This is a genomic window from Bradyrhizobium sp. McL0615 (genome assembly GCF_049993905.1).
GTDB lineage: Bacteria > Pseudomonadota > Alphaproteobacteria > Rhizobiales > Xanthobacteraceae > Bradyrhizobium.
Genome location: NZ_CP188254.1, coordinates 6463942 through 6480550, shown reverse-complemented (window position 1 = coordinate 6480550; position 16609 = coordinate 6463942). Strand labels below are relative to the sequence as shown.

At 62.8% G+C, this 16609-nt stretch carries 24 protein-coding genes; 13 read left to right on the top strand and 11 right to left on the bottom strand.

Annotated elements, in window-relative coordinates:
* The first annotated feature begins 178 nt into the window (after nucleotides 1-178).
* The 4 genes from ACPPVP_RS31355 (at nucleotide 179) to ACPPVP_RS31340 (ending at nucleotide 3607) form a co-directional block, all read left to right on the top strand.
* Nucleotides 179-853 carry a response regulator transcription factor gene (locus ACPPVP_RS31355; RefSeq protein ID WP_426527460.1) on the top strand — a complete coding sequence of 225 codons (675 nt, stop codon included), beginning with the start codon at nucleotides 179-181 and terminating at the stop codon, nucleotides 851-853.
* Nucleotides 850-2220, top strand: coding sequence for a sensor histidine kinase (locus ACPPVP_RS31350; RefSeq protein ID WP_426527459.1), 1371 nt, complete (start codon nucleotides 850-852; stop codon nucleotides 2218-2220). The genes ACPPVP_RS31355 and ACPPVP_RS31350 overlap by 4 nt, the downstream gene beginning before the upstream one ends.
* A 144-nt stretch (nucleotides 2221-2364) precedes the next feature.
* Nucleotides 2365-2970, top strand: coding sequence for a class I SAM-dependent methyltransferase (locus ACPPVP_RS31345; protein WP_426527458.1), 606 nt, complete (start codon nucleotides 2365-2367; stop codon nucleotides 2968-2970).
* 1 nt (nucleotide 2971) lies between these two features.
* Complete coding sequence (locus tag ACPPVP_RS31340; RefSeq protein WP_426527457.1) at nucleotides 2972-3607, top strand: DedA family protein; 636 nt, start codon at nucleotides 2972-2974, stop codon at nucleotides 3605-3607.
* Here ACPPVP_RS31340 and ACPPVP_RS31335 read toward each other — a convergent pair.
* Nucleotides 3551-3961, bottom strand: coding sequence for an MAPEG family protein (locus ACPPVP_RS31335; RefSeq protein WP_426527456.1), 411 nt, complete (start codon nucleotides 3959-3961; stop codon nucleotides 3551-3553). The two genes, ACPPVP_RS31340 and ACPPVP_RS31335, sit on opposite strands and share 57 nt — an antisense overlap.
* Before the next feature lie 131 nt (nucleotides 3962-4092).
* The gene (locus tag ACPPVP_RS31330) at nucleotides 4093-5496 is read right to left on the bottom strand and encodes a carotenoid oxygenase family protein (RefSeq protein ID WP_426527455.1); all 1404 of its coding nucleotides are present in this window, start codon (nucleotides 5494-5496) and stop codon (nucleotides 4093-4095) included.
* A 112-nt stretch (nucleotides 5497-5608) separates the two neighbouring features.
* Here ACPPVP_RS31330 and ACPPVP_RS31325 point away from each other — a divergent pair, with 112 nt between their 5' ends.
* Nucleotides 5609-6340: a TetR/AcrR family transcriptional regulator gene (locus ACPPVP_RS31325; protein ID WP_426527454.1), complete on the top strand. Its 732-nt coding sequence runs from the start codon at nucleotides 5609-5611 to the stop codon at nucleotides 6338-6340.
* Here ACPPVP_RS31325 and ACPPVP_RS31320 read toward each other — a convergent pair.
* Nucleotides 6314-6661 (bottom strand): hypothetical protein, encoded by a 348-nt coding sequence (locus tag ACPPVP_RS31320; protein ID WP_426527453.1) that lies wholly within the window; start codon nucleotides 6659-6661, stop codon nucleotides 6314-6316. The two genes, ACPPVP_RS31325 and ACPPVP_RS31320, sit on opposite strands and share 27 nt — an antisense overlap.
* Between ACPPVP_RS31320 and ACPPVP_RS31315 the strand changes: the two genes are divergently transcribed.
* Nucleotides 6648-7028 carry a DUF6321 domain-containing protein gene (locus ACPPVP_RS31315; protein WP_426527452.1) on the top strand — a complete coding sequence of 127 codons (381 nt, stop codon included), beginning with the start codon at nucleotides 6648-6650 and terminating at the stop codon, nucleotides 7026-7028. The two genes, ACPPVP_RS31320 and ACPPVP_RS31315, sit on opposite strands and share 14 nt — an antisense overlap.
* Nucleotides 7029-7058: 30 nt before the next feature.
* Here ACPPVP_RS31315 and ACPPVP_RS31310 read toward each other — a convergent pair whose 3' ends face one another.
* Both ACPPVP_RS31310 and ACPPVP_RS31305 read right to left on the bottom strand, forming a co-directional pair.
* Entirely contained in the window at nucleotides 7059-7397 is a 339-nt protein-coding gene (locus ACPPVP_RS31310; protein ID WP_426527451.1) for a hypothetical protein, read from the bottom strand.
* A 107-nt stretch (nucleotides 7398-7504) separates the two neighbouring features.
* Nucleotides 7505-8125, bottom strand: coding sequence for a hypothetical protein (locus tag ACPPVP_RS31305; RefSeq protein ID WP_426527450.1), 621 nt, complete (start codon nucleotides 8123-8125; stop codon nucleotides 7505-7507).
* A 154-nt stretch (nucleotides 8126-8279) separates the two neighbouring features.
* On the opposite strand from ACPPVP_RS31305, the gene ACPPVP_RS31300 reads away from it, so the two are divergent.
* Nucleotides 8280-9023, top strand: a complete 744-nt coding sequence (locus ACPPVP_RS31300; protein ID WP_426527449.1) for an SET domain-containing protein — start codon at nucleotides 8280-8282, stop codon at nucleotides 9021-9023.
* A 4-nt stretch (nucleotides 9024-9027) separates the two neighbouring features.
* On the opposite strand, the gene ACPPVP_RS31295 is transcribed toward ACPPVP_RS31300, so the two are convergent.
* Both ACPPVP_RS31295 and ACPPVP_RS31290 read right to left on the bottom strand, forming a co-directional pair.
* Nucleotides 9028-9351 (bottom strand): DUF6522 family protein, encoded by a 324-nt coding sequence (locus ACPPVP_RS31295; RefSeq protein WP_426527448.1) that lies wholly within the window; start codon nucleotides 9349-9351, stop codon nucleotides 9028-9030.
* Nucleotides 9348-9776, bottom strand: a complete 429-nt coding sequence (locus tag ACPPVP_RS31290) for an RrF2 family transcriptional regulator (protein ID WP_426527447.1) — start codon at nucleotides 9774-9776, stop codon at nucleotides 9348-9350. The genes ACPPVP_RS31295 and ACPPVP_RS31290 overlap by 4 nt, the downstream gene beginning before the upstream one ends.
* A gap of 99 nt (nucleotides 9777-9875) precedes the next feature.
* Between ACPPVP_RS31290 and ACPPVP_RS31285 the strand changes: the two genes are divergently transcribed.
* Together ACPPVP_RS31285 and ACPPVP_RS31280 are read left to right on the top strand one after the other, a co-directional pair.
* Nucleotides 9876-10346: a group III truncated hemoglobin gene (locus tag ACPPVP_RS31285; protein ID WP_426527446.1), complete on the top strand. Its 471-nt coding sequence runs from the start codon at nucleotides 9876-9878 to the stop codon at nucleotides 10344-10346.
* Complete coding sequence (locus tag ACPPVP_RS31280) at nucleotides 10346-10480, top strand: hypothetical protein (protein ID WP_426527445.1); 135 nt, start codon at nucleotides 10346-10348, stop codon at nucleotides 10478-10480. Before ACPPVP_RS31285 ends, ACPPVP_RS31280 begins: the two co-directional genes overlap by 1 nt.
* 164 nt (nucleotides 10481-10644) lie before the next feature.
* On the opposite strand, the gene ACPPVP_RS31275 is transcribed toward ACPPVP_RS31280, so the two are convergent.
* Both ACPPVP_RS31275 and ACPPVP_RS31270 read right to left on the bottom strand, forming a co-directional pair.
* Nucleotides 10645-11043, bottom strand: coding sequence for a hypothetical protein (locus ACPPVP_RS31275; RefSeq protein ID WP_426527444.1), 399 nt, complete (start codon nucleotides 11041-11043; stop codon nucleotides 10645-10647).
* A 41-nt stretch (nucleotides 11044-11084) separates the two neighbouring features.
* On the bottom strand, nucleotides 11085-11306 hold the full coding sequence (locus ACPPVP_RS31270; protein WP_426527443.1) for a hypothetical protein: 222 nt from the start codon (nucleotides 11304-11306) through the stop codon (nucleotides 11085-11087).
* A gap of 101 nt (nucleotides 11307-11407) precedes the next feature.
* Here ACPPVP_RS31270 and ACPPVP_RS31265 point away from each other — a divergent pair, with 101 nt between their 5' ends.
* Together ACPPVP_RS31265 and ACPPVP_RS31260 are read left to right on the top strand one after the other, a co-directional pair.
* Nucleotides 11408-12229, top strand: coding sequence for a helix-turn-helix domain-containing protein (locus tag ACPPVP_RS31265; protein WP_426527442.1), 822 nt, complete (start codon nucleotides 11408-11410; stop codon nucleotides 12227-12229).
* A gap of 130 nt (nucleotides 12230-12359) precedes the next feature.
* Nucleotides 12360-13172, top strand: a complete 813-nt coding sequence (locus ACPPVP_RS31260; protein ID WP_426527441.1) for a helix-turn-helix domain-containing protein — start codon at nucleotides 12360-12362, stop codon at nucleotides 13170-13172.
* Nucleotides 13173-13253: 81 nt separating this feature from the next.
* On the opposite strand, the gene ACPPVP_RS31255 is transcribed toward ACPPVP_RS31260, so the two are convergent.
* Together ACPPVP_RS31255 and ACPPVP_RS31250 are read right to left on the bottom strand one after the other, a co-directional pair.
* Entirely contained in the window at nucleotides 13254-13595 is a 342-nt protein-coding gene (locus ACPPVP_RS31255; protein WP_426527440.1) for a hypothetical protein, read from the bottom strand.
* A gap of 460 nt (nucleotides 13596-14055) precedes the next feature.
* The gene (locus tag ACPPVP_RS31250) at nucleotides 14056-14853 is read right to left on the bottom strand and encodes a thioesterase family protein (RefSeq protein ID WP_426527439.1); all 798 of its coding nucleotides are present in this window, start codon (nucleotides 14851-14853) and stop codon (nucleotides 14056-14058) included.
* A gap of 175 nt (nucleotides 14854-15028) precedes the next feature.
* On the opposite strand from ACPPVP_RS31250, the gene ACPPVP_RS31245 reads away from it, so the two are divergent.
* Nucleotides 15029-15694, top strand: coding sequence for a DsbA family oxidoreductase (locus ACPPVP_RS31245; RefSeq protein WP_426527438.1), 666 nt, complete (start codon nucleotides 15029-15031; stop codon nucleotides 15692-15694).
* A gap of 156 nt (nucleotides 15695-15850) precedes the next feature.
* The gene (locus tag ACPPVP_RS31240) at nucleotides 15851-16489 is read left to right on the top strand and encodes an NIPSNAP family protein (RefSeq protein WP_426527437.1); all 639 of its coding nucleotides are present in this window, start codon (nucleotides 15851-15853) and stop codon (nucleotides 16487-16489) included.
* Nucleotides 16490-16609 lie beyond the last annotated feature (120 nt).

Genomic DNA, 16609 nt, shown 5'->3' with positions numbered 1-16609 from the left:
CAGTGTCAAAATAAGTTGTACATCGATTATTTTGAAGCAATTTCAGCTGGTTATATCGAGTGAAGTGAACCCTCACGGCGCCCGCGAATTTGCGTTGCCCAAGCCATGCCCCGCAACCTTGCCGCAATGTTCCACCAATAGGGTGGCGCTCGAATGACGTAACGCTGAGGTTGGCCTATTGCGCGTGCTGCTGGTGGAGGACGAGCCGGAGATGGCAGCGGCGCTCACCGTCGCCCTGAAGAACTACGATATGGTCGTTGACCATATCTCGACGCTGGCGGATGCCGAGGAAGCCGTTTTCATCAATGACTATGGGGCGATCCTGCTCGATCGCCAGTTGCCTGACGGTGATGGGCTCACGCTCATTCCCAAACTGCGGGCCAGGGGAGCAGGCGTTCCCGTCATCGTGCTCACGGCACGGGGCGAACTGGCCGATCGCATTGCAGGGTTGGACACCGGCGCCGACGATTATCTCGGCAAGCCGTTTGCTGTCGAGGAACTGCTGGCGCGGCTGCGCGCGGTATTGCGCCGGCCGGCGGACCTGCCGCCGGAAACCATGCGGCTTGGCCGCCTGTCGTTCGATCTCGGCAACCGCGAAGCCAGCGTCGCCGGCCAGCCGCTCGACCTGCCGCGCCGCGAACTTCTGGTGCTGGAAGCCCTGCTGCGCCGGATGGGCCGCACGGTCACGCGTTCGTCCCTGGAGGAGGCGGTCTACAGCATCGATGACGAGATCCAGTCGAACGCGCTGGATACCCATGTTTCGCGGCTGCGCCGGAAATTATCCGAGGCCGAAGCGGAAGTTGAAATCCATGGCATTCGCGGCGTCGGCTATCTGCTGAAGCATTCGCCATGACAAGGGTTCAACCGCATTCCCTGCGATGGCGGCTGGTGTGCCGGCTGGTCGGCTTGCAGGCGGCGATGCTGGCGCTCCTGGTGCTGGTCGTCATCGCAGCGCTTTGGGGCTCCGGCCATCTGGTTTCACTGGAGTCGGAAGACGACACGATCGATGCGCTGCGTGATGCCGTTGTCCGCGACAGCAACGGCGACATCGCCGTGCGCGACACGCCCGTGCTCGCGAAGCGGCGGGCGCAGGCTCCCTATTTCTGGTTTCAGATCAGGGACCGCGAAGGACATTCGGTTTCACAAGGCAGGGTGCCGCTGGAATATGCTGGTATCGGCGATGCGCTCGATGGGATCGGCCAGGCGCGGCTCGGCTGGAATATCCTTGACGGGATGCGACCCACGGCCCGCATGAAGTGGATCGACACGCCTGCCGGCAACATCCAGATTCTGACGGGGCAGGGCGGAGCGGTATCCTGGCAGCGGATCGGCCATGCCGCCCTGACGCTGTTCCTGGGTATTCTCCTGCCCATCGTCGCGCTGATGACGCTGACCACGTTTGTTGCGACACCCGTGGTGGTTCGCCGAACCCTTGCCGGCCTTGATCGCGCCGCGGCGCAAGCCGAAAAAATCGATATCGACGGACGCGGCGCGCGGCTGCCGCTGCAAGACGTGCCTTCCGAAATCGGTCCGCTGGTATCGGCGGTCAATGACGCGCTGAGCCGCCTTGATGAAGGCTACGAGCGACACAAGCGGTTTCTAGTCGACGCGGCGCACGAACTCCGTACGCCGATCGCGATCCTTCAGACGCGGCTGGAATCGCTGTCGCTCGGCCCCGGCGCGGGACGTGTGCTCGAAGACGTTGCGCGTTTATCGACGCTGGCCGATCAGCTTCTGGACCTGCAACGTATCAACCAGCAGGCCGACTGGTTTTCTGCCGTCGATATCGTCGCCGTCGGACGAAAAATAGCCGCTGAACTTGCGCCGCTGGCGATCGCCGCCGGCTATGAAATATCCTTCGAGAGCGACGTAGAGCATAGCGTGGTGCGAGGCGATGCCGGAGCTCTGGAGCGGGCGCTGACCAATTTGATTCAGAATGCGATCCAGCATGGCGGCCGCAAAGGTGCCATTGCGGTACGGGTCGAGCCGCCCGCCACGATATCGGTGACCGATGACGGTCCGGGCATAGAGGCTTGCGATCGCGAGCGCGTATTCGAACCGTTTTACCGCTCGCAAGGCCACGGCCGCGGCGCAGGATTGGGTCTCCATCTCGTTCAAGAGATTGTCCGGCGCCATGATGGCGCGGTGGCGATATCGGAAGGACCCACCGGCGGCGCCTGCGTCAGGATGGCGTTCAAGCCGGCGCACGGCACGTCGTAGAATCGTATCCCGCATTTACAGCTGGCTCGACATTTTCCGCAGGCTTCGACGGCGCGCAATGTTCGCGCAACATCGATCCTCCATATCGCATCAACACCGACATCAACGGGTGATGCGGCTTGATGGAATGGATGACTTGCTCTCATGGCTGCACAAAATCTCTTGTTGTTCTTTCGCGCGCTCGCCTGCAACCCTCGCAGCGTCGGCGCCATCGCGCCGTCAGGGGCGAACCTTGCCAGTCTGATTACCAGCGAGATCACGGCTGCCTCCGGCGCGGTGCTCGAATTGGGTCCCGGTACCGGCGTCTTCACCGAAGCGCTGCTGGAGCGCGGTGTGCGCGAGAGTGACCTCACGCTGATCGAATACGGCTCGGACTTCATGCGGCTGCTGCAGGCGCGATTTCCCAGGGCGCGCGTGCTCTGGATGGATGCGGCCTGGATGGCTTCCCACGATCTGTTCGAGCACAAGCTGGGTGCCGTGGTCAGCGGGCTGCCGCTGCTCAATTTTTCGCCGAAGAAAGTCACCGCGATTCTCACCGCGGCCTTCAGCAAGCTGCGCGACGGGGGCTCATTCTATCAGTTCACCTATGGAATGCAGTGCCCGGTCTCGAAGGCGCAGCTCGATGAACTCGGGCTGAAGGCGAATTGCATGGGCCGCGTGCTACTCAACGTCCCGCCCGCATCGGTGTACCGCATCACGCGCATCAAGCCCGTCAGGCTCGCAGATCAGGTCGAACCCGATGCCGTCTAGCATGGACATTCCTGACTTCATCACCGTGCTCGCCGGATCCGGGCCGCTCGGAATTGGAGCCGTCGCGCTGGCCGAGAAATTCTTTCCGATGGTGCCATCCTATGTCGTGTTCGTGCTGCTTGGCATAATGGCCGCATCAGGCGAGAGCCAACTGGTCGTCACCGTCGCGGCCACCGCGACCGGCTCCACGATAGGTGCACTTGCGTGGTACGGGCTCGGCCTCGCCCTGGGGGCGAGGCGAATTGAAGCGCTGATTGAACGGTTCGGGCGGTTCATATTCCTGAAGCCCGCCCTCTATCATCGGATGGCAGGGGCCTACAGGCGCAATCATTTCTGGGTCACCGTTGTGGGCCAGACCATTCCGGCGGTGCGGGTTTATCTCTCCATCCCGGCAGGGGTGCTCAATCTTGCGATCGTGAACTTCCTGGGCGCCACGTTGATCGGGAGCATCATATGGAGCGGGCCTCTTCTTACGCTTGGATATGTCCTGCGTGAGAGAAGCGCCGACGCCGCCTTTTCAGGCCTGCTGGTCGTCACAGCCCTGGTCGGGTTTGAATTTCTCGTGCTGCTCGCCTGGCAGCTAACCCGTCATTCCAAGCGACCGCGACAGGATCATGAGGGCGCAGGCGATCAGTAAGATGAACGTGATCGTGATGCCGCCGACCCGGCCGATGCGGAATTGCAGCGTATTGGGTGCGGCGTACATGCCGAGCGGGTGCAGGAGCCGCGAGATCAGGAGCGCGCCCATCAACAGATGCACCCGCGTCGCCGTCAGGCCGGACATTTCCAGCATCGCCACCATCAGCGTGATGATCGGCACGTATTCGATGAAGTTGGCATGCGCGCGGATCGCGCTGCGCAGTTGCAGGCTTCCGTTGTCGCCGAACGAGGCACGGTCGCGCTGGCGCAGCCGGCCGACCTGGACGGCGAGTACGGTGTAAAGCAGGGCGAGAATGGCGAGATAGGCTGATGTGATCGAGGGCAGGTGCATGGGTGTCTCCCCGGAGTTCGTATCAACGACGTCATTCCGGGGCGATGCGTCAGCATCGAACCCGGAATCTCGAGATTCCGGGTCTGGTCCTTCGGACCATCCTGGAATGACGACCGCAATAGTTGAACGCCTTACGCCCCGCTTACCCAATTGCCGTGGAAGCCGTCGGGTACGCGATGGCCAAGATGCACCAGCGCGACGGGCCCTGATTCGACGTCCTGCGCGTTGAAAACAGCAAGATCGCTGCGGTTCTCCTGCGCGCGCCAGACCGCTGATAGCAGCCAGCCGTCGCCCTCGGCGGCGTCTGCGCCGCGTTCGACGAACACCGGCTCGGAAATCGTGTCGCCGGCGGGTAGCAAATAATGGCCGAGCCGCTTGCCCTTGCCGTCGACATGCACAATGCCGGCCAGCGCGCCGAACATCGGCAGATCGGGATTGGCGCAGGCGTACCAGCCGTGGCTGTTTGCGTAGCCCGCGCGGCGATCGTCGATCCGGGGGAATTCGCCGGTGAGATCGTCGAGATAGGTTTGGGTGAAGCGGTCGGTATTGCCAGCGAGGTCGAAGGTCCAGCGGCAATAGCGCGCGCGCGATTTCGCCGGATCGGTCTTCGAGCCGTCGGGATGGTTGAACAGCGGCGCTTCCTCGAACTGCATCACGTCGGCAATGATGCGGTTGCCTTCCTCCCATGCATTCATGACGTGGAAGACGTAGCAGCTTTCGGCACGGAACCAGACGATGTCCTTTGCCGCGCCGTTGCGCTTCATCACGCCGACATAGCCGCCCTTCTCGGGCTCCCAGGCATAGGGCGCCTTGCCGCGCATCGCCCGCTCCATGCTGCCGGTGATGGGCAGGATCGGAAACAGCAGGTGATTTTCGGTGACGATGAAGTCGTGCACCATGCTGGCATAGGGGGATTCGAAACGATCGAACCGCGTCACCACGCCTGATGCGTTGACCGCTCCAAAGGAAAGTGCGGGGGTGAGGGGGCCCGCGGCGTTGTAGCCGAAGAACACCATCTCGCCGGTCACGGGATCGATCTTCGGATGCGCCGTGAACGGACCCTTGATGGCGCCGTTGTAGTCGCAATAGCCGAGGCGATTGAGCGTGCCGGGCTCGATCTCGGTCGGCAGATGGCCTTCCTCCAGCGCCAGCAGCTTGCCGCCATGGAAGATGATGTTGGTGTTGGCGACGCCGCCATCATCGGTGACCGAGGCCGGCGTCCCCGGCAGCTTGCGGCCGAAGCCGCCGAACAGCGCGCGGCCGGCATCGTGCTCGGCCAGCCATTTCGGGGTGCGGACCCAGCGGTTGCGATAGCTGGCGCGGCCGTTCTCTAGATGGAAGGCGTGCAGCATGCCGTCGCCGACGAACCAGTGCGCGCCGGGGGCATCGAATTGCGGGTTGGGGCCGTTGCGATAGAGCGTACCGTTGAGTTCGCGCGGCAATTCGCCGGTCACCTTGAGATGCGGCGCGTCGCATTCCATCGGGATCGGCGCCAGATTGGTCCGGGCCACCTCGGTCTTCACCTGGTCAAGCATCTTAAATTCCCTCCGGTTCTATCTTTACATCGTAAAGATATCAGTAGGGATGTTGCAGCCGGCCGTCAAGCAAAATCTTTACAGTGTAAAAATTGCGGCTATAAGGAGTCGCATGGCAAGAACGTCGCGAGAAACCAGAACGATTCGTCCCGCCGCCAGGCGTAGGCCAGCAAAACCGGCAGCGGAAAGGCCGGCCCCCCGTCGGCGCCGTCCGGCAGGCGAGACGCCCTATCATCACGGCGACCTGCACGACGCCTTGCTCGCCGCAGGCGAGCGGGTGCTGGAACGCGACGGGTTGGCCGGGCTGACGCTGCGGGCGGTGGCCCGCGAGGCCGGCGTATCGCATGCCGCGCCGACCCATCATTTCGGCGATCTCACCGGGCTGCTCAGCGAGCTCGCGGCGATCGGCTTCCGCCGCTTCAACGAGGCCATGATCGTGGCTCGCAATAGCGAAACGCATCCGCTGATGAAGGGGATGGCCAACGCCAAGGCCTATGTCGCCTACGCGCAGGCGAGTCCCGGAATGTACGGGTTGATGTTTCGTACCGAGCGGATCGACATGTCGCGGCCGTCGCTGCACGAGGCGGCGACCGCCTCTTTCGCAGGATTGGCAAGCGCGGTTGGCGCCGGCCGCAACGAGAAACTCACCGGCGAGGCGCTGGAGGCGCTGTCGCTCGACCAGGCTGCGGCGATTGCCCGGGCGTGGTCGCTGGTGCACGGCTTCACCACGCTGCTGCTCGATGGGCGGCTGAGGGACATCCTGCACCGGTTGCCCGAAGGCACCGGCGTCGACCAGCTTCTGGATGCGATGCTGCGTTCAACGGTGCAGCGACCGCCGACGTGAGCTGAACGAGCCAAGGGAAACTCTCGTCGGGCTCAGGCGTTGACCTTGCATGGCGAGAGCATCGCGCGCTCCCTGGAAACGTCCAAATCCGCGCAAACGGGCGGGGAAGAAATCCAGACATTTGACGTCCGCGCAGAAATCGACTGCGAAGGCGCGTGCGCGTCGGGCCGGGCGTCCGTATCCCAATCTCGTGGACAACATGCGCATGGCATCGAAAGCATCAAAAAAGAAAACCGCAAAGAAGAGCCCGGCAACCAAGACCGGACGCAAGCGCGCTGCCAAACGCACCACAAAAAAAGTTTCCAAAATGAAAGCTTCCAAAAAGGCCGCTCGCGAGCGGCCGGCCAAGGCCCGCGAGAAAGATCCGAAGGGCGGCCTGACGGCTGCCGGTCGCTCAGCATTTGCACGCAGGGATGGCTCGCATCTCAAGCCGGGCGTGACAAAAGCGCTGTCAGACATGACGCTGCAGGACATGCGCCGCAAAGGCAGCTGGGCGGTAAGATTCTATGGCCGCAAGAAGCTTCCTCCGCTGGTGGATGGTCGAGGAAGACCGACGCGGCACGCGCTGTCACTGTCAGCCCACGCCTGGGGTGAGCCAGTTCCCCGAACGGTCGCAGCGGCGCGGCGCATCGCCGCCAAAGGTGAACGGCTGTTGCAGCGCTATCGGCGGATCAAGCAAAAGAACTGACGGCCCCAAACGCAAATCAAAACGCTGACTTCAGCAACCCTTGCAAATCTTGGTTTGCCGCGCGAGCCTTGCATCGGCTTCCGCGTCTTCGTTGGGCCGCCGCGTCCAATCGTCATACTGTGCCTTGGCGTCCGATTGGGCCGGGGCGCCATTCAGCGGGCCGAGAATGATCTCGCGATTGCGGGCCGTTTTTCGCTTTGCCGGCCGTTTTTCTTCGCCCGGCACGTCATTTGCCGTCGGCGGTTCTCCCAACCCATCCCAGGCGATCGGCGCGCCTGCCATTGGCGTCGTCGAGCAGCCGGTGCCGGAGGCGCAGCAGCCGGCGAGGGCCGTGCCGGCGACGAGCAGAACCATCAATCTCGTTAGCATCGTTGCTCCGGGGAGGCTGCCGTTAAAACCATGACGTGAGAATATCAAACATTGAAGGCTGTAGCTTTGACGTTAATACGGCGAAAACACGCCGGATAGCGGCTAGATCAGCGCTTCGCAAGGCCCACGGCCGCGCCCTTTTCGCCGACCACTTTCACTTCGTCCTTCCCGCACTTGAAATCACGCGCAAATTCGTCCGCCGCCTGGCGGGCAAGTTCGTTGGGATTGCGGTTGGCCTGGCCGTCGATATAGGCGACATGGCAGACCGGCCCTGGCGGCAGCCTCGTCACCGCAAGCACCGGTTTCGAGGTCGGGCTTCCGGCCTTGTCCAGGTCGTCATTGTCGGCGATCAGCCAGCGCTGAATGATCGCGAACGGTTTGCCGTCCACCGCCCGCCATTCGATGGTCTGGCCGGTTGAATTGAACGGCGCAAACCCGGTTTCCGCGGCTGGCTCCTTGGCGGCGGCGGCAGGGTTGGGCCCGACCGAGACGGTTTGGCGCAGATCGTCCTCGCTGATCAGCACCACCAGCCCCGATTTGCCGGGGCAAACCTGCTTCGTGCTGACGTCCTTGGGCTTGCCGATGGTGCGGCAGTCCTTCTCAGCCGATGATGTGTAGCTGCTGCTGAATGTTTGGGCGCTGGCCGGTGAAATCAGGCCAAATGCAGCCGCGAACAGGGCCGCGACGGCGGCCAGCACGATGGGCTGCCGGTGGGGAACGCGTTTCATTTGCACCTCTTGCATGGAACCCAACGTCAGACGTGTGCAATCTGGGGAAGGTTCATGGCAAAGGTGCGAAACACCTGACATTGTCTCGGAATCGTCCTAGAAGAGCGGCTTCGCAATTCCTTCCGTTTCCCGAGCGTGTAGCCATCCAATCGTCATGCCCTCGATTCCCTCGAATAAGCCCTATCGCGTCGGTCGTTCCCGCACCGGACTTGGCCTCTTCGCCACCAAGCCGATCAAGAAGGGCACCAAAATCATCCGCTATTTTGGGCCGCTGCTGGATTCAAAGAAGAAAAAAGACGACGCGATCGAGAACAAATACCTGTTCGAACTGAACGACCGCTGGACCATCGACGGTTCGGTGCGCAAGAACGTAGCCCGTTACATCAACCACGCCTGCAAGCCGAACGCGGAATCCGACGTCAAACCGCGCAAGCGCAAGGTCTTCATTCGCGCCATCAAGAACATCGAGCCGGGCGAGGAGATTAACTACGACTACGGCACCGATTATTTCAAAGCCTATCTGAAGCCGATCGGCTGCAAATGCGTGGCTTGCGAGAAAAAGCGCAAGAAGCAGCGCGCCGAGGCGCGGGCGGAAAAGGCCCGCCTGAAGGCCAAGGCCGAGCGGAAGGCGCTGAAGAAGGCGGAAAAGCTCGCGAAGGCCAAGGCAGAGGCTAAAGCGAAGCTGAAAGAAAAGGCTGAGCGGAAGTCGAAGAAGAAGCTCAAGCTGAACGGCCATTCCACCGACCGGTCCCTTAACGGCAAGCATCTGAACGGCAACAGTCGTGTCAGGGTCGCCGGCAAAAAATCGAACGTCAGGAAGCCGCCAGTTTCTGCGCCTGCGCCGATCCTAGATGCTCAGCCCGCTATCTCGCTTGAGGCTCAGCCCACCGCTGCCTGAAGTCTCATCCGCCGGCCTTGTGCGCCGATTTCGGCAGCGCTGAATCGCCAAAGTCGACCGCCGAGCGTTGAAGGATCGCGCCGGTTTCGTCGATCACGATACGAAACCGCCGGTGTTCGGAGAAGAAGGTGAGGCGGTGCCTGCCGCTATCCGCATCGACCCCGCGCTCGGCAAGGCTTGTAATCCGGCCCGCGCGCATCTCTTCCTGCAGCAAAGACGGCGCCAGGCCGAGGCCTTCGGCGACGATGGCCGCGTCGATCTGCACAACGCCATTCTCGAATTCGATCGGTGTCATGAACTGCACCTGATGCCTGGTTGCGGCGGTCATGCGGGCGCCGGGATTCGTCTGGCCGGCGCGGGATAGGCACACTCGGCCAGCGTCGTGGTGTCGAGCTCACGCATGAAGGCTTCGCGGGCGGCGGCGAGTTTTGCCTTCAGCCGGCAGCGCGGCTGTAGCACGCAATTGCCGCCATCCTCGCGAAAACATTCGACCAGCGGCGGTCCTTCCAGCGCGCGCACCACTTCGCCGATCGTGATCGACTGGGCAGGGCGGGCCAGCGTGAAGCCACCGCCGACGCCGCGCTGGGTCGAGATGAAACCGCTATCGGCGAGGTCGCGCACCACCTTGGCCAGATGATTGCGGGAAATGCCGAACTCGGCCGCGATCTCGTTGGTCGCGAACGAACGGCCGGGCTCGCCGGCCAGCCGCATCAGGGCGCGCAAGGCAAAATCCGTAAACGATGTCAGGCGCATGGGAGCTCTTTCAAATATCTGCTTGCAAAACATCTATAGCCGTCTAAATAGGTATTTGAAATACCTATTTAGGGTCAAACGGTAAGGCAACCGAAGAAAATGGAAGCGATTGTGGCAGGACCGGAGCGGCGGGAGCGGTTGACCGCCGAAATCATGCAGCGGACGGGTATCGACGAGGCGATGATCGAGCGGCTGGTGCACGGCTTCTACGCCAAGGTGCGCGCCGACGCGGTGCTGGGTCCGATCTTCGATGTCAGGATCAAGGATTGGGAGCCGCATCTGGCGCAGATGTGCGCGTTCTGGTCATCGGTCGCGCTGATGACCGGTCGCTATCACGGCACGCCGATGGCCAAGCATCTGCCGCTGCCGGTCGATGCCGGGCATTTCGACCGCTGGCTCGACCTGTTCGAGCAGACCGCCCGCGAGATCTGTCCACCCGAGGCGGAGGCGCATTTCGTGGAACGGGCGCGCCGCATCGCGGCAAGTCTCGAACTCAGCATTGCCGGCGCTCACGGCGTCATGCTCGGCAGCGGGGAACGATTTCGACACAACCAGGCAGGAGCAAAGTAATGGCCTATCGTGCACATGTCGTGACGAACAAGGAGCAGGCCGATCCGTATTCCGGCAGCAGCCTGGTGCCGATGCTCGTCATCGGCCTGATGCTGACTTTTGCCGGGATGATCGCGGCCGTGCTGTTGAGCTAGCCGAATTCGCCGTTATTGCGAGCCACCGGGTCGCGCGAATGCGCGCCCGATGACAGGCTCCGCGAAGCAATCCACGTCTCCGCTTGTTGAGGCATGGATTGCTTCGTCGCCTTGCTCCCTTGCGCAAACGCTTCGCGTTTGTCGCAGGCAATGACGGCTGAGGCCTATGCCGCCACCGTCTCACCGCTCTTGCGCAGGCCGATATATTGCAGCTCGGCAAACACGCCTGTCGCAATCGCCTGGGCCACGACGACGATTTGACCCAGCAGGTTCGGCGACACCGCGCCGGAGAACAGCAGTGCAATGCTGCCGAGCGTCCAGGCGGCATTCCCCACGATTACGAGCAGCACCAGTGCCTTTGCCACCGTTGACCGCGTGGCCAGCCAGCCGACCAACGCGGTATAGGCGATCAGGAACAACCCGGTCTCACGCAGCAATGCTTCCGACAGATTGAGGAATGGCGCGAGCATGCTGGCGCCCAGAGTAAGCCCGACGGCAGATACGCCGCTGAAGATGGCGTCGGCAAGCAGGGCGCGGCTCAGAAACGAGGACGGATAGATCATGACGATTCTCCTTTGCTTGGGGTAGATTCGGCGGGGATGGATCAGCGCTGCAGCAGCGACCGGAGCCGACGCATCAGCCACGTCGGGCAGAGCGCCGCAAAAACCCTGTGTTCGATCGTCTGCACCTGTACGAACACGAAGACGCCGGTGTCGTGCACCAACGGCTGCGGCATGTTCAGCGAGCGTGCCAGCAACCAGGTGGTCAGATTGACCGTCCACGGGATCACGGCGGCGACGAGGCGGAAGAGGGTAAGCATCAGCATCGGTCATCTCCTGTGGTGCCTAAGATGATCCAGCCCGTGACCCGTTTCGATTACCTCGGACGTAATGGAATGGGTGAAATTCGCATGGTAGGTTTTCCACCATGAACGCACATGCTGCCACGGCGCGAGCCGAACGAACCCAGCCCGTCCATATCGGCGATCACCTGCGCGAATGGCGGCAGCGCCGCCATCTAAGCCAGCTCGACCTGGCGGGAGATGCCGAAATATCAGCGCGCCATCTCAGTTTTGTGGAGACGGGCCGCGCCGCGCCGTCGCGCGAAATGGTGCTCAAGCTCGCCGAACGGTTGGAGGTTCCCTTGCGTGAACGCAACATGCTCCTGGTCGCCGCGGGCTTTGCCCCGGCGTTTCCGCAACGCTCGCTCGACGATCCCGCGCTGAAATCGGCGCGGGCTGCGATCGACCTCGTTTTGAAGGCCCACGAACCGAACCCGGCGCTGGCCTATGACCGTCACTGGAATCTGGTGACAGCCAACCGCATGGTGGCGCCACTGCTCGAAGGCTTGCCGCCGCATCTGCTCGGGCAGCCCTTCAACATCCTGCGCGTGGCCTTTCATCCCGAGGGACTGGCGCCGCGCACGGTCAATCTTGCCGAATGGAGCGCGCATCTGTTGGAGCGGCTGCACCGGCAGTGCGAGGCGACGGCCGATCCCGAACTGCTCAAGCTGTATCAGGAGCTGAAAGCCTATCGGATGCCGGCGCGTTCGGGCCCGGTCTCAGCCGACAATGTCGCGATCCCCTTCAAGCTGCGCCGCAATGACGAAGTGCTGAGCTTCATCTCGACCACCATGGTATTCGGCACGCCGGTCGACATCACGCTGCAGGAACTGGCGCTGGAGACCTTTTTCCCGGCCGATGATCTGACCGCCGAGCGGATGCGACAGATAGCGGCAGCTCTCACGTAGTCCGTAGGATGGGTAGAGCGCAGCGAAACCCATCAATACCGAATGATGACGCTGATGGGTTTCGCTGCGCTCCACTCATCCTACTGTCCTTGCAGTTTACACCGGCCCGCGCCCTCCGCATAATCGGCGCATGGACTCTCGCCAACATGCGTCGCTCCCCGCCAATCCCGTCGGCGATCTCCTGCGCGGCTGGCGCATCCGCCGCGCCATGAGCCAGGCCGACCTGGCGTTCGAGGCCGGCATCTCGATCAAGCATCTGAGTTATGTCGAAACCGGCAAAGCCGTGGGCAGCCGCGACATTCTGCTGCAACTGGCGTCGGCGCTCGGTCTTTCCTTGCGCGACCGCAACGCGCTGCTGGAGGCGGGCGGGTTCGCCCGGCAATATGGCGAGCGCGATCTCTCCGCGCCCGAAGTCGCCGATGCCAGGCGCGCCATCGACCTGCTGCTGAGGCGGCACGAGCCGTTTCCGGCCATCGTCACCGACCGCCGCTGGAATGTGATGCAGGCAAACAGCGCGGCAACCCGGCTGATGACAATGCTGCTGGGCGAGGAGCGGATGACCCGGCCGCTCAATCACATGCGGATGTTCCTCGCGCCCGACGAACTACGGCCCTATGTGGTGGATTGGCCGGATGTCGCCGCCGCGCTGCTGGCGCGCGCCCGTCACGAGGCAATGGCCGCGCCGCTCGACCTGGCGCTGCAATCGACATGGCGCGAACTATTGAAACTGCCCGATATCCCGACGCCCCAGCTCAACGAAACCGACCCGCCGGGCCCGTTATGCGAGGTGCGCCTGAGAAAGGGCGACATCAGCATCGGACTGATCGGCGCGGTGCTGACGCTCGGCACGCCGCAGGACGTTACGTTGCAGGAATTGCGCGTGGAGATGTTCATGCCGGCCGACGAAGGATCGGAAGCACTGCTTGCAGAACTAGCACGCTGACCGAGTGGCGCACGGCGTGTTGCGCGCGGTACCCGCTTCCGAGGTTACCCGCCAACCGGACGGGCCTGGATATGCGCGAGTTCACTTCTCTTTGGCTTTGGTTTCAAGTCTGGCCGTAACTGCGATCTTTTCTCGCATCTCGGCGCACGTTCTGCGTACTTGCGCAGTCACCAACGAGCAGTTCTCAATATGAAGGAAGACGCGCTTGGCCTCCTCGCGGTATCGCGCTGCGGTTTCCTTCAGCTCCTCGATCACATTGAGCGCCTCGCGGCTCATGGCTTCGCATTGCTTGACGTGCCCGACCAGCTCAACACCCAGGTCCTCGATATCCTTCGCCGCGGCTTCATATTCGCGGACAACCGCTTCCGCCGACAGCTTGCCGATCTCGGTGGCTCCGGCGCGATGCTCGACATAGTCAGGCATCGACAATTCCGGCGCGCTTACGGAAGGCGGCGCGAAATCGGCCGGCGGGGGTTCGCGACCCGACGGCTGTTTTCGAAATTCTTCCTCGATCTCGCGCTCGATATCGATCACATCGAAAATCGGCGGTTTTGTTGACTGCGACTGCACCATGGCAATGCTCCTTGTGAGCAGATGATAAAAACTTTTACAATGCAGCCGAAACGGTTAGTTGCTCTGGGAAATCGAGCAACAGGATCTCCTCGGTAAGCTTGTTAGTTAAGCTTTATGTCCGCGATGCAGGTTAATTCTGGAACCGCCAAGGAGCTTCCGCGATCGCAACATACGCCGGCGCACACGAGTCAGCGGTAGTCAGGTGTTCGGAGCGCGTTTACCAAAACCTGCCGGTAGCGAGGCCGACTTGATTCCGGAATGCACCCAAGCGGACGCCGGTCGACGGCTCCGTATTTGCGGGTTCGGTGGCTCAGGACGCCTGAGCCTGCGCCGTGCGCCGTTCGAAGGTCATCGCCTGCAGCACCTCGGCAAACGCGCCCTTGCGATCGCTCAGGCTTGCCATGGTCAGTCCCGCGCCATTGGCGCCGGCGCGGGTGCGCGAGCGGATCAGGATCCATTCGTCCTCAGGTGGGCGGAAGAAATAGAGGCTGATCTCGGGATTGATGAAGGTCCATTCGCGCATGTCGACGATCTGTCCGACGCCGCTCGCAAAATCCGCCGCCTGCACGGCCTGCAACAGCGGCGTGTTGGTCTCGCCCTCGACCATGGGCACGTCGAGCCGCATCCACGCAGCCGCGGGACCCGGCTTCTCCAGTGCGCCTTCGATCAGCCGCACCGACACGTTCTGGAAATAGCGGCTCCACTTTTGTGCGAAGGCCGGCGGTGGCGAGCCCGTCTCCGGAGGTGCGTCATCGCCTGCTTGCCTTGAAAAGGGATCGGCGGGGGACTCCCCGCCTTGCGCGGTCAAGAGCGCCGTGCAGCGGCCGATCTCGACGTCGCCGTCCACCAGCCGCACCTGCAGGGTCTTGGCCTTGCGGCCGTCGCGCAGCATGTCGGTTACGAGGCCGAAAGCGCGCAAGCCGGCCGGCCGCCACAGATCGAAGGTGAGCCGGCGCACCGCAAAACCGGACGCATCAGCCAGCCGCTCGACCTCGCGGGTCATCAGCGCCGTGGTCGCGCTGCCCTGCAGCATCTCCGGCGACCAGGGCCCGCCGGCATGCTCGGTGGCGCGAAACAGGGGGCCTTCCGGCCTGAAAATGGCGGTCATTGCGGGGCTCCGCGGTTGGATCGATGCGGGATTTCTAGGCAGCCCTGGCCGCCGCCACAATAACCGCGGAGGTTATGTGATGCGAGACATGCGGTGAGCGGTCTTGTGTGGCGGCCCATTCGGCTTACTTTGCGGCATTATTTTTGAGCCTCTGATGAGCCCCGAGGAGACGCCGATGAGCACCTTGAAACCGCTGAAAATCGACATCGTCTCGGACGTGGTTTGCCCATGGTGCTACATCGGAAAACGTCGGATCGAGAATGCCCTGGCGCTGGTGCCTGACGTTCCCGTCGAAGTGCGCTGGCGGCCGTTCTTCCTCAATTCCTGGGTGCCCCGCGAAGGCATCAGCCGCGACGAATATCTCACCGCCAAATTCGGCTCGGTCGAAGCCTACAAGGGCATCGCCGGTCGCGTCGTGGCGGCTGCGGGCGAGGAGGGGCTGACCTACCGCCCCGAGCTGGTAAAGCGCCAGCCCAACACGATCGACTGCCACCGCCTGATCCACTGGGCGGATGCGCAGGGCAAATCCGCCGAGATGAAACAGCGCCTGATGGAACTGTATTTCCGCGATGGCGGCGACCTGACCGACGTCAACGTGCTGGTGCAGGCCGCGGCCGATATCGGCCTCGATGCCGACGACGTCCGCAAGCGCCTCGCAACCGACGAGGACGTGGCGCTGATCTCCGGCCAGGCGCAGGAGGCCTCCGACAAGGGCATCTCCGGTGTCCCAACCTTTGTGTTCGCGCAGAAATACGCCGTCTCCGGTGCCCAGCCGGCCGACCAACTCGCCCGGGCCATCCGTCAGGTGTCCGGCGAAATCAACGCGCAGGCGGCGGAGTAAATCGCCGGCCTTCTCCCTCGCCCCGCTCTGCGGGGTCGAGACGAGCGAAAGCTCGCTCTTAGAGGGGTGGGATGAGGGGCTTCTCTCCGCAAGCGCAGTAGCGTTTGATGTGCGCCGCCTCTAGAGAATCAACAATCAAAACCTTGGGGAGACGTCATGATCTACGAACTACGCACCTACACCGTAAAGCCCGGCACGCTCGGCGACATGATCAAGGCCGCGAGCACCATTTCGCGCGAGATTCGCAAGGACGATTACGGCAAGCTCGAAGGCTATTGGTCGACCGAGATCGGGCCGCTCAATCAGGTCCTGCACATGTGGAGCTACAACAGCTTCGACGAGCGCGCGCGAATGCGGGCCGAACTGGCCAAGAACCCGCGCTGGACCGGGGAATACGTGCCACTGATACGGCCGCTGCTGGTGCGTCAGGACGTCCGCTTGATGAACGCGGTGCGGCCGCCGGTGGCGCCGGCATCGACCGGCAATGTCTACGAACTCCGCAACTATCGCGGCAAGGCGGCGGGCGGCCTGAAGCAGTGGCTCGATGCCTTCACCGCGGTGCTCCCGGAGCGTGAGAAATATTCAAAGATCGTAGGCCTGTGGACCACTGAGGCGGGGCAGCCGAACGAGGCCTGCCACATCTGGGCCTATCCCAGCCTGAATGCCCGCGCCGAAGCCCGGGGCAACGCGATGAAGGATTCCGCCTGGCAGGAATTTTTGGGGAAGGGCCCGGGCTTCCTCGAGGAGATGCACTCGACCATCATGCTGCCGGCGCCGCATTCGCCGCTGCAGTAGTCGTTGATGTAGCCCGGATGAGCCAACGGGTCGCGCGAATGCGCGCCCGATGACAGGCTCCGCGATATCCGGGGCAGTGTGAGAGCGGCCCCGGATGTCGCTGCGCTCATCCGGGCTACG

Bases quoted from the DNA above. Each gene is read 5' to 3' on its own strand.
- ACPPVP_RS31250 (WP_426527439.1), bottom strand. From the start codon at position 14,853: ATGACCGCCATTTTCAGGCCGGAAGGCCCCCTGTTTCGCGCCACCGAG.
- ACPPVP_RS31305 (WP_426527450.1), bottom strand. From the start codon at position 8,125: ATGAAACGCGTTCCCCACCGGCAGCCCATCGTGCTGGCCGCCGTCGCG.
- ACPPVP_RS31275 (WP_426527444.1), bottom strand. From the start codon at position 11,043: ATGATCTATCCGTCCTCGTTTCTGAGCCGCGCCCTGCTTGCCGACGCC.
- ACPPVP_RS31330 (WP_426527455.1), bottom strand. From the start codon at position 5,496: ATGCTTGACCAGGTGAAGACCGAGGTGGCCCGGACCAATCTGGCGCCG.
- ACPPVP_RS31295 (WP_426527448.1), bottom strand. From the start codon at position 9,351: ATGACCGCCGCAACCAGGCATCAGGTGCAGTTCATGACACCGATCGAA.
- ACPPVP_RS31265 (WP_426527442.1), top strand. From the start codon at position 11,408: ATGAACGCACATGCTGCCACGGCGCGAGCCGAACGAACCCAGCCCGTC.
- ACPPVP_RS31270 (WP_426527443.1), bottom strand. From the start codon at position 11,306: ATGCTGATGCTTACCCTCTTCCGCCTCGTCGCCGCCGTGATCCCGTGG.
- ACPPVP_RS31280 (WP_426527445.1), top strand. From the start codon at position 10,346: ATGGCCTATCGTGCACATGTCGTGACGAACAAGGAGCAGGCCGATCCG.
- ACPPVP_RS31290 (WP_426527447.1), bottom strand. From the start codon at position 9,776: ATGCGCCTGACATCGTTTACGGATTTTGCCTTGCGCGCCCTGATGCGG.
- ACPPVP_RS31325 (WP_426527454.1), top strand. From the start codon at position 5,609: ATGGCAAGAACGTCGCGAGAAACCAGAACGATTCGTCCCGCCGCCAGG.
- ACPPVP_RS31310 (WP_426527451.1), bottom strand. From the start codon at position 7,397: ATGCTAACGAGATTGATGGTTCTGCTCGTCGCCGGCACGGCCCTCGCC.
- ACPPVP_RS31345 (WP_426527458.1), top strand. From the start codon at position 2,365: ATGGCTGCACAAAATCTCTTGTTGTTCTTTCGCGCGCTCGCCTGCAAC.
- ACPPVP_RS31315 (WP_426527452.1), top strand. From the start codon at position 6,648: ATGAAAGCTTCCAAAAAGGCCGCTCGCGAGCGGCCGGCCAAGGCCCGC.
- ACPPVP_RS31245 (WP_426527438.1), top strand. From the start codon at position 15,029: ATGAGCACCTTGAAACCGCTGAAAATCGACATCGTCTCGGACGTGGTT.
- ACPPVP_RS31300 (WP_426527449.1), top strand. From the start codon at position 8,280: ATGCCCTCGATTCCCTCGAATAAGCCCTATCGCGTCGGTCGTTCCCGC.
- ACPPVP_RS31285 (WP_426527446.1), top strand. From the start codon at position 9,876: ATGGAAGCGATTGTGGCAGGACCGGAGCGGCGGGAGCGGTTGACCGCC.
- ACPPVP_RS31260 (WP_426527441.1), top strand. From the start codon at position 12,360: ATGGACTCTCGCCAACATGCGTCGCTCCCCGCCAATCCCGTCGGCGAT.
- ACPPVP_RS31240 (WP_426527437.1), top strand. From the start codon at position 15,851: ATGATCTACGAACTACGCACCTACACCGTAAAGCCCGGCACGCTCGGC.
- ACPPVP_RS31340 (WP_426527457.1), top strand. From the start codon at position 2,972: ATGGACATTCCTGACTTCATCACCGTGCTCGCCGGATCCGGGCCGCTC.
- ACPPVP_RS31335 (WP_426527456.1), bottom strand. From the start codon at position 3,961: ATGCACCTGCCCTCGATCACATCAGCCTATCTCGCCATTCTCGCCCTG.
- ACPPVP_RS31255 (WP_426527440.1), bottom strand. From the start codon at position 13,595: ATGCCTGACTATGTCGAGCATCGCGCCGGAGCCACCGAGATCGGCAAG.
- ACPPVP_RS31350 (WP_426527459.1), top strand. From the start codon at position 850: ATGACAAGGGTTCAACCGCATTCCCTGCGATGGCGGCTGGTGTGCCGG.